At 72.6% G+C, this 7,556-nt stretch carries 8 protein-coding genes; 6 read left to right on the forward strand and 2 right to left on the reverse strand.

The window, feature by feature from the left end; genetic code table 11:
- Positions 1–83: 83 nt before the first annotated feature.
- Entirely contained in the window at positions 84–617 is a 534-nt protein-coding gene (locus ACWEFJ_RS36840) for a TetR/AcrR family transcriptional regulator (RefSeq protein ID WP_449716603.1), read from the reverse strand.
- A 135-nt stretch (positions 618–752) separates the two neighbouring features.
- Here ACWEFJ_RS36840 and ACWEFJ_RS36845 point away from each other — a divergent pair, with 135 nt between their 5' ends.
- The gene (locus tag ACWEFJ_RS36845; protein ID WP_449716604.1) at positions 753–1,535 is read left to right on the forward strand and encodes an SGNH/GDSL hydrolase family protein; all 783 of its coding nucleotides are present in this window, start codon (positions 753–755) and stop codon (positions 1,533–1,535) included.
- Positions 1,536–1,561: 26 nt separating this feature from the next.
- Here the strand turns inward: ACWEFJ_RS36845 and ACWEFJ_RS36850 are convergent, their stop codons facing one another.
- Positions 1,562–1,921 carry an SDR family NAD(P)-dependent oxidoreductase gene (locus ACWEFJ_RS36850; RefSeq protein WP_449716605.1) on the reverse strand — a complete coding sequence of 120 codons (360 nt, stop codon included), beginning with the start codon at positions 1,919–1,921 and terminating at the stop codon, positions 1,562–1,564.
- A gap of 52 nt (positions 1,922–1,973) precedes the next feature.
- Between ACWEFJ_RS36850 and ACWEFJ_RS36855 the strand changes: the two genes are divergently transcribed.
- From ACWEFJ_RS36855 to ACWEFJ_RS36875, 5 genes are all read left to right on the forward strand, one after another.
- Complete coding sequence (locus ACWEFJ_RS36855; protein WP_449716606.1) at positions 1,974–2,336, forward strand: ArsR/SmtB family transcription factor; 363 nt, start codon at positions 1,974–1,976, stop codon at positions 2,334–2,336.
- Between the two features lie 30 nt (positions 2,337–2,366).
- Complete coding sequence (locus ACWEFJ_RS36860) at positions 2,367–2,918, forward strand: hypothetical protein (RefSeq protein ID WP_378093507.1); 552 nt, start codon at positions 2,367–2,369, stop codon at positions 2,916–2,918.
- Positions 2,919–3,103: 185 nt separating this feature from the next.
- Complete coding sequence (locus ACWEFJ_RS36865) at positions 3,104–3,808, forward strand: VIT1/CCC1 transporter family protein (protein WP_378093505.1); 705 nt, start codon at positions 3,104–3,106, stop codon at positions 3,806–3,808.
- Between the two features lie 140 nt (positions 3,809–3,948).
- On the forward strand, positions 3,949–4,161 hold the full coding sequence (locus ACWEFJ_RS36870; RefSeq protein WP_449716607.1) for a hypothetical protein: 213 nt from the start codon (positions 3,949–3,951) through the stop codon (positions 4,159–4,161).
- Positions 4,162–4,558: 397 nt separating this feature from the next.
- On the forward strand, positions 4,559–7,556 hold a 2,998-nt coding region (locus ACWEFJ_RS36875; protein WP_449716608.1), incomplete at its 3' end, for a glutamate synthase central domain-containing protein.

The raw sequence follows: 7,556 nt of genomic DNA on the forward strand, positions 1-7,556 counted from the left end.
ACGACTGCGGCCGGTTCACGACTGCGGCCGGTTCACGACTGCGGCCGGTTCACGACTGCGGCCGGTTCACGACTGCGGCCGGTTCACGACTGCGGCCGGAACAGGCCGTCCAGCAGCACGGGGATCGCGCGGCGCGGGTCGGGGGTCAGCTCGACGGCCGCCTGGAGCATGGTCAGGACGACGACCACGTCGTTGAGCACGACGTCGCGGCGGAGGTGCCCGGCCGCCTGGGACCGGTCGAACGGGCCGCGCAGCGCGTCCAGCAGCCGGCGGAGGTGCCCGCGCCGGTCGGGTTCGGGGAACCGGCGCATCTCGTCCACCAGCGGGCGCATCGACACCTGGTAGGCCATCACCGCGCCCAGCAGCGACCGGAACGCGGCGGGGTCGTGGGCGTCGCGCCGGGCGGCCTCGGCGAGCAGCGCCAGGTGCTCGCGGGCCACGGCGAGCGCCAGCGTGCGGCGGTCGGGGAAGTGCCGGTAGACGGTCGCCTGGCCGAGGCCGGTCAGGCGCGCGACCCGGGCGAGCGACGGCGCGTCGCCCCGGACCACCAGCTCCTCGGCCGCGCGGATGATCGCCGCCCGGTTCCTCAGGGCGTCGCTGCGGCGCGGAACGGTCATGGCGGCACCCCGGCGAAGCGGTCCAGGTTACTCGCAGGTAATGAGAATAGCACCGACTGTGATCCCTCGGAACGCCTTCGTAACGTCGGCGACCTGCCGCCTTCACGCAGTGGTGTCTCGAGGGAAGGACTGGACGTGCGCGGACGTCTGCTCAGGATCGTGGGCTCGGTGCTGCCCGCCGCCCTGCTCGTCATGGCCACCGCGACCGGGGCGCGGGCCGCCGCCCCGGTCGACTACGTCGCCCTGGGCGACTCGTACTCCTCCGGCACGGGCGCGCCGCCGTACCAGAACGGCTCGTGCTACCGCAGCGCGCGCGGTTACGCCCAGCTGTGGGCGGACACGCACGAGGTGTCGTCGTTCAGGTACGTCGCCTGCGGCGGCGCCACGACGCAGAGCATGACCGACCAGTTCGCCGCGCTCGACGCGGGCACCGACCTGGTCTCGATCACCATCGGGGGCAACGACGTCGGGTTCGCCAACACCATGATCACGTGCGTCACGGGCAGCGACACGAGCTGCGTCAACGCGGTGGACAACGGCATCGAGGCCGCGCGCACCACGCTGCCCGGCCGGCTCGACGCCACCTACGCCACGATCCGCACCCGCGCGCCGAACGCCACCGTGGTCGTCCTGGGCTACCCGCACCTGGTGGAGCCGTCCGGCACGTGCCTGAGCGCGACCAAGCGGGCGGCGCTCAACCGGGGGTCCGACGAGCTGCACGCGGTGATCTCCGCCCGCGCCGCGGCCGCCGGCGTCCGCTACGTCGACGCCCGCGCCCACTTCGCGGGCCACGGCGCGTGCGGCCCGTCGCCGTGGATCAACAGCTTCTCCCTGTTCCGCCTGGCCGAGTCCTTCCACCCCAACGCCACCGGCTACGCCCAGGGCTACCTGCCCCTCCTGAACACCGCCACCTCCTGACCCCGAACCTCCAGACCGCGCGTGTCCTACGTTCGCGTCGCGCGTGTCCTACGTTCGCGTACCCCGAGTTCAACGTTCAGGTTCGCCCGACCCCGTTCCGAACGTTCAACTCGGGTGTTCCGAACGTAGGACACGGGGGACGCGAACGTAGGACACGCGGTCAGGAGAGGGTTCGGCCGCCGCGCCGCCCGCGCCCGACCGCCCTCCGCCTCGATCGACGCCACGGTCCCCGCGCCCCGCGCCGCGTCCCGCCCCGTGACGACCACGCGAGCGCCACCGCGCGCCGGCAGTCGCGCGACCTCCCGCCCGATCCCCGCCGTGCTCCCGGTGACCAGCGCGACCTGCCCGTCGAACTCCATGATCCCCCACTTTTGTTCGATGTTCATCGAACAAGCTACACAAACGTTCGCCGACCGTCGAACGACTAGACTCGGCGGCGTGCGCCACGCCGAGCCGAACCCCGACGTCGACCGGCTCGCGCTGACCGACGTCCTGGCGGCGCTCAGCGACCCCCTGCGGGTGGGCCTGGTCCGCCTGCTCGCCGACGGCGAGGAGCACAACTTCGGCGAGTTCGCCGTCCCCGTCGCGAAGTCCACCCTGAGCCACCACCTCAAGGTGCTCAACGCCGCGGGCCTGACCTGGCGGCGCGACGAGGGCACCCGCTGCTACGTCCGGCTGCGCCGCGCGGACCTCGACGCCCGCTTCCCCGACCTGCTCGACACCGTGCTCGCCGCCGCCCGCCGCGACGACGTCGGCGGCCACGTCACCACGGCCCGCGGCGGGCCGGCCGCCGGCTGCTGACCGCCCGGCCCCCGCCGGCAGGATGACCACGTGACCAGGGGTCTGCAGTACTTCGCCGCGTGGGCCGCCTCGACCGCGGCCGCGGTGGCGTTGTCCTTCCTGGGCCTGCGGTCCGTGCTGGACGCCGGCGTGCCCGAACGCCCGCGCGTCGTCGCCGGACCCGTCCAGTCGTCGGCGATCGAGCGGACCACGACCACCGTGCCGACGCCCACCACCACGACGACCACGGCGCCGGCCCCGGTGATCGCGACCGCCACGCCGATCACCACGACGACGACCCCGCCGCCCGCCACCACCACCACGACCCCACCGCCGCTGCCGTCCGAGAACGGCACCTGGGCCGACCAGGACGGCGAACCGGTGTACCTGCGCAGCTTCCGCCTCCAGGGCGGGGTCGCCGCGATCCGCTTCTCCGCCCGCGACATCGAGCCGATCTCGGCCACCCCGCGCCAGGGCTTCGCCACCACCGTGGAGCAGCCGGCGCACGCCGTCGTGGTCGAGTTCACCGGCGGCGGCCACCGGTCCCGGCTGGAGGCCACCTGGGTCGGCGGACCGCAGTGGCGCATCGTGGAGACCGGGTAGGACGCCCACCGCGCCGCCGCACGGCCGGACGCCGGGCACCCGCACGGCCCACCCGGCGCGTGCGGATTCGTCAGCCGCGAGCCGATCACCGCGCGGCCCGCGGCCCGGTGCGGGCGCTGTCCAGGCATTCACCCGTTCGCGGACGGACTCCACCCGTTAGCCGAACGGGTGGTTCGATCACGGTCATGACGCACCCCGGCGAACCGCACCGCGACGACCTCTCCGCCCGGCTGAACTGGCTGCGCGCCGGCGTCCTGGGCGCCAACGACGGCATCGTGTCCACCGCCGGCCTCGTGGTCGGCGTGGCGGGCGCGACCACCGACCGCACCGCGATCCTGGCGGCCGGCGTGGCCGGGCTCGTCGCGGGCTCGCTGTCCATGGCGGGCGGCGAGTACGTCTCGGTCAGCACCCAGCGCGACACCGAGCGGGCCGCGCTCCGGCTGGAGGAGCGCGAGCTGCGCGAGATGCCCGAGGAGGAGGAACGGGAACTCGCCGACATCTACCGGGACAAGGGGCTGTCGGACGAGCTGGCCGCGCGGGTCGCCCGCGAGCTGACCGAGCACAACCCCCTGCGCGCCCACGCCGAGGCCGAGCTGCAGATCGACCCGGACAACCTGACGAGCCCGTGGCACGCCGCGTGGGCGTCGCTGGTGGCCTTCGCGCTCGGCGCGGTGATCCCCCTGGTCGCCATCGTGCTGCCGCCGACGTCGTGGCGGGTGTGGGCGTGCGCGGCGGCCGTGCTGGTCGGCCTGGTGCTCACCGGCGTGGTCAGCGCCCGGCTCGGGTCGAGCCACGTCGGCCGCGCGGTGCGCCGCAACGTGGTCGTCGGATCCCTCACGATGGTCGTTACCTACTCCGTGGGTCTCCTGTTCGGAGTAACGATCGGCTGAGGCGATCACCCTCCGCACATGCCCTCCGCGGCCGGTCGAGGGGTGTTGCCACTCGCACGTGTGAGGTACGCAAAGTGCGGGTACCCGTCGTCTGACTTGTCGACGTCGAGCGCGACAAGCCCGGACTGGAGGTGCGCCCCGTGACCCACCCACCCACACCGCTGCTGGTGCTGCGCGGCGAGAAGGCCGAACGCCGCCTCTGGACCGTCCTCGCCGCCCTGTTCACGCTGGTCGCGGGCGTCAACGTGATCGTGGCGGTCGGCGAGGCGGCGTGGTGGCAGGCGGCCGTCGCGGCACTGTGCCTGGCCGTCGCCGTCGGCTGCGCGCGGCAGGCGAGACGCGCAGCGCACTGATCTCAGCGGCTACTGACGGCACGAAAGTGAGCGAAACTCTAGTCCGACCGGGTGTACCCCGCTGGTAGGAACGGCGTCAACTGGGGGTGTGATTCACCACGACGCCCTGTCGGACTAGAGCCATAACCGCGAATTCACACTATCGTCACAAGACCCCGGCAACCCCGGTGCACCGCCAAGCGTGCCCACGCGGCCCCATCCGGCCGCCAAGCGCGCGCACGAGGAAGTGCAGTTCTCCCGCACAACGGAGTGCGGTCCCACGCCGACGATCTCTCGGGCGTGGATCCACAGCCAGTACCTGCAGGCCGAGTTGTCCGCGTAAAGCCGCGCGCGGGCGTTCGGCCGTCTCCGTGCGCCCAAAAGCAGGGCGATTGACGACGCCACGGGAGGGCCCGTTGTGACCCACCACCACCAGCCGCAAGGCGGCCTTTACGACCCGCAGTACGAGCACGACGCCTGTGGCGTCGCGTTCGTCGCCGACCTGGCCGGGCGTAGAAACCACGCGATCGTGCACCAGGCCCTGGTCGCGCTGCGCAACCTCGAACACCGGGGTGCCCGCGGCGCGGAGCCCGAAACCGGTGACGGCGCGGGCATCCTGATCCAGGTGCCCGACGCGTTCTACCGCGAGGTCGTCGGCTTCCCGCTGCCCGAGCCGGGCGGCTACGCGGTCGGGACCGCGTTCCTGCCGCAGGAGGGCCACGACGCGGTCAGGCGCGAGATCGAGCGCATCGCCGCCGAGGAGGGCGCGACCGTCCTCGGGTGGCGCGACCTGCCGGTGGACACCGACCACGTCGGCCCGACCGCGAAGACCACCATGCCCGTGTTCAGCCAGCTCTTCCTCGCAGGCCCCGAGGGGGCCTCGACGGGGCTCGGGCTGGAGCGGCTGGCGTTCGTGGTCCGCAAGCGCGTCGAGCACGCCGCGGACGTCTACTTCCCGAGCCTGTCGGGCCGGACGATCGTCTACAAGGGCATGCTCACCGAGCCCCAGGTGGAGAAGTTCTTCCCCGACCTCACCGACGAGCGGGTCACCAGCTCGATCGGCCTGGTGCACTCCCGGTTCTCGACCAACACGTTCCCGTCGTGGCCGCTGGCCCACCCGTACCGGTACGTGGCGCACAACGGCGAGATCAACACCCTGCGCGGCAACCGCAACTGGATGGACGCGCGGGAGTCCGTGCTCGCCACCGACCTGATCCCGGGCGACCTGTCCCGGATCTTCCCGGTCATCACCCGCGACGCCAGCGACTCGGCGACCTTCGACGAGGTCCTGGAGCTGCTGCACCTCGGCGGGCGCAGCCTGCCGCACGCGGTGCTGATGATGATCCCCGAGGCGTGGGAGAACCACGCCGAGATGGACGCGCAACGGCGCGCGTTCTACGAGTTCCACTCCACGCTCATGGAGCCCTGGGACGGCCCCGCCCTGGTGGCCTTCACCGACGGCACGCTGATCGGCGCGGTGCTGGACCGCAACGGCCTGCGTCCGGCCCGGTACTGGGTCACCGAGGACGGCCTGGTCGTGCTCGGCAGCGAGGCGGGCGTGCTGGAGTTCGACCCGGCCACGATCGTGCGCAAGGGCCGGCTGGAGCCGGGCCGCATGTTCCTCGTCGACACCGCCCAGGGGCGGATCATCGACGACGAGGAGATCAAGGGCGAGCTGGCGGCCGAGCACCCGTACCAGGAGTGGGTCGCCGAGGGCATCCTGCACCTGGCCGACCTCCCGGCGCGGGAGCGCGAGGTGCCGACGCACTCGTCCTTGGTGCGGCGGCAGCAGGCGTTCGGCTACACCGAGGAGGAGCTGGCGCTGCTGCTGGGCCCGATGGCCCGCACCGGCGCGGAGCCGATCGGGTCGATGGGCAACGACGCGCCGTTCGCGCCGCTGTCGGACCGGCCGCGGCAGCTGTTCGACTACTTCACCCAGCTGTTCGCCCAGGTGACCAACCCGCCGCTGGACGCGATCCGCGAGGAGCTGGTGACCTCGCTGCACGCCACGCTGGGCGCGGAGCCGAACCTGCTGAGCGCCGACGCCACGTCGTGCCGTCGGATCTCGCTGCCGTTCCCGGTGCTGGACAACGACGAGCTGGCCAAGCTCGTGCACGTGGACGACGACGGCACCCTGCCGGAGTTCCGCACGTTCACCGTGCGCGGCCTCTACGAGGTCGCGGGCGGCGGCGAGGCGCTGGTGCGGCGGCTGGACGAGATCCGCGCCGAGGTGTCCCGGGCGATCGAGGACGGCGCGCGGCTCGTGGTGCTGTCGGACCGGGGCGTGGACGAGGCGCACGCGCCGATCCCGTCGCTGCTGCTGACCGGCGCGGTGCACCACCACCTGGTGCGCGAGAAGACCCGCACCCAGGTGGACCTGATCGTGGAGGCGGGCGACGCGCGCGAGGTGCACCACATCGCGCTGCTCATCGGCTACGGCGCGAAGGCGGTGAACCCCTACCTGGCCATGGCGTCGGTGGAGGAGCTGCCCGACGTCGAGGCCGGGGTCGCCACCCGCAACCTGATCAAGGCGCTGGGCAAGGGCGTGCGCAAGACCATGTCCAAGATGGGCGTCTCGACCGTGGCGTCCTACACCGGCGCGCAGATCTTCGAGGCGATCGGCCTGGGCTCGGAGGTCGTGGACACGTGCTTCACCGGCACGACGTCGCGGCTGGGCGGCATCGGGTTCGACGTCATCGCCGAGGAGGTGGCGCGGCGGCACCGGACCGCGTTCCCGCCCGACGGCTTCCGGCCGCACCACCGCGAGCTGGAGGTCGGCGGCGACTACCAGTGGCGCCGCGAGGGCGAGGCGCACCTGTTCAACCCGCAGACGGTGTTCAAGCTCCAGCACTCCACCCGCACCGGCCGCTACGACATCTTCAAGGAGTACACGCGGGCGGTGGACGAGCAGGCCAAGCGGCTGATGACGCTGCGCGGGCTGTTCGCCTTCAAGGAGGGCGTGCGCGAGCCCGTGCCGATCGAGGAGGTCGAGCCGGTCTCCTCGATCGTCAAGCGGTTCGCCACCGGCGCGATGTCCTACGGCTCCATCTCGCAGGAGATGCACGAGGTCCTCGCGATCGCGATGAACCGCCTGGGCGCGCGGTCCAACACCGGCGAGGGCGGCGAGGACGCCGAGCGGTTCACGCCCGACGCCAACGGCGACTCCCGCCGGTCGGCGATCAAGCAGGTGGCGTCGGGCCGGTTCGGCGTGACGAGCGAGTACCTGGTCAACGCCGACGACATCCAGATCAAGATGGCGCAGGGCGCGAAGCCCGGCGAGGGCGGCCAGCTGCCCGGCGCGAAGGTGTACCCGTGGGTGGCACTCCCTGCTGTCCGACGACCCGGAACTGCTGTTCACCCGCTACACGGGCCGGTACTTCCCGGCCGCCGACGACCTGGTCCGCTACCTGGCCGAC

It is taken from the genome of Actinosynnema sp. NPDC004786, assembly GCF_053601135.1.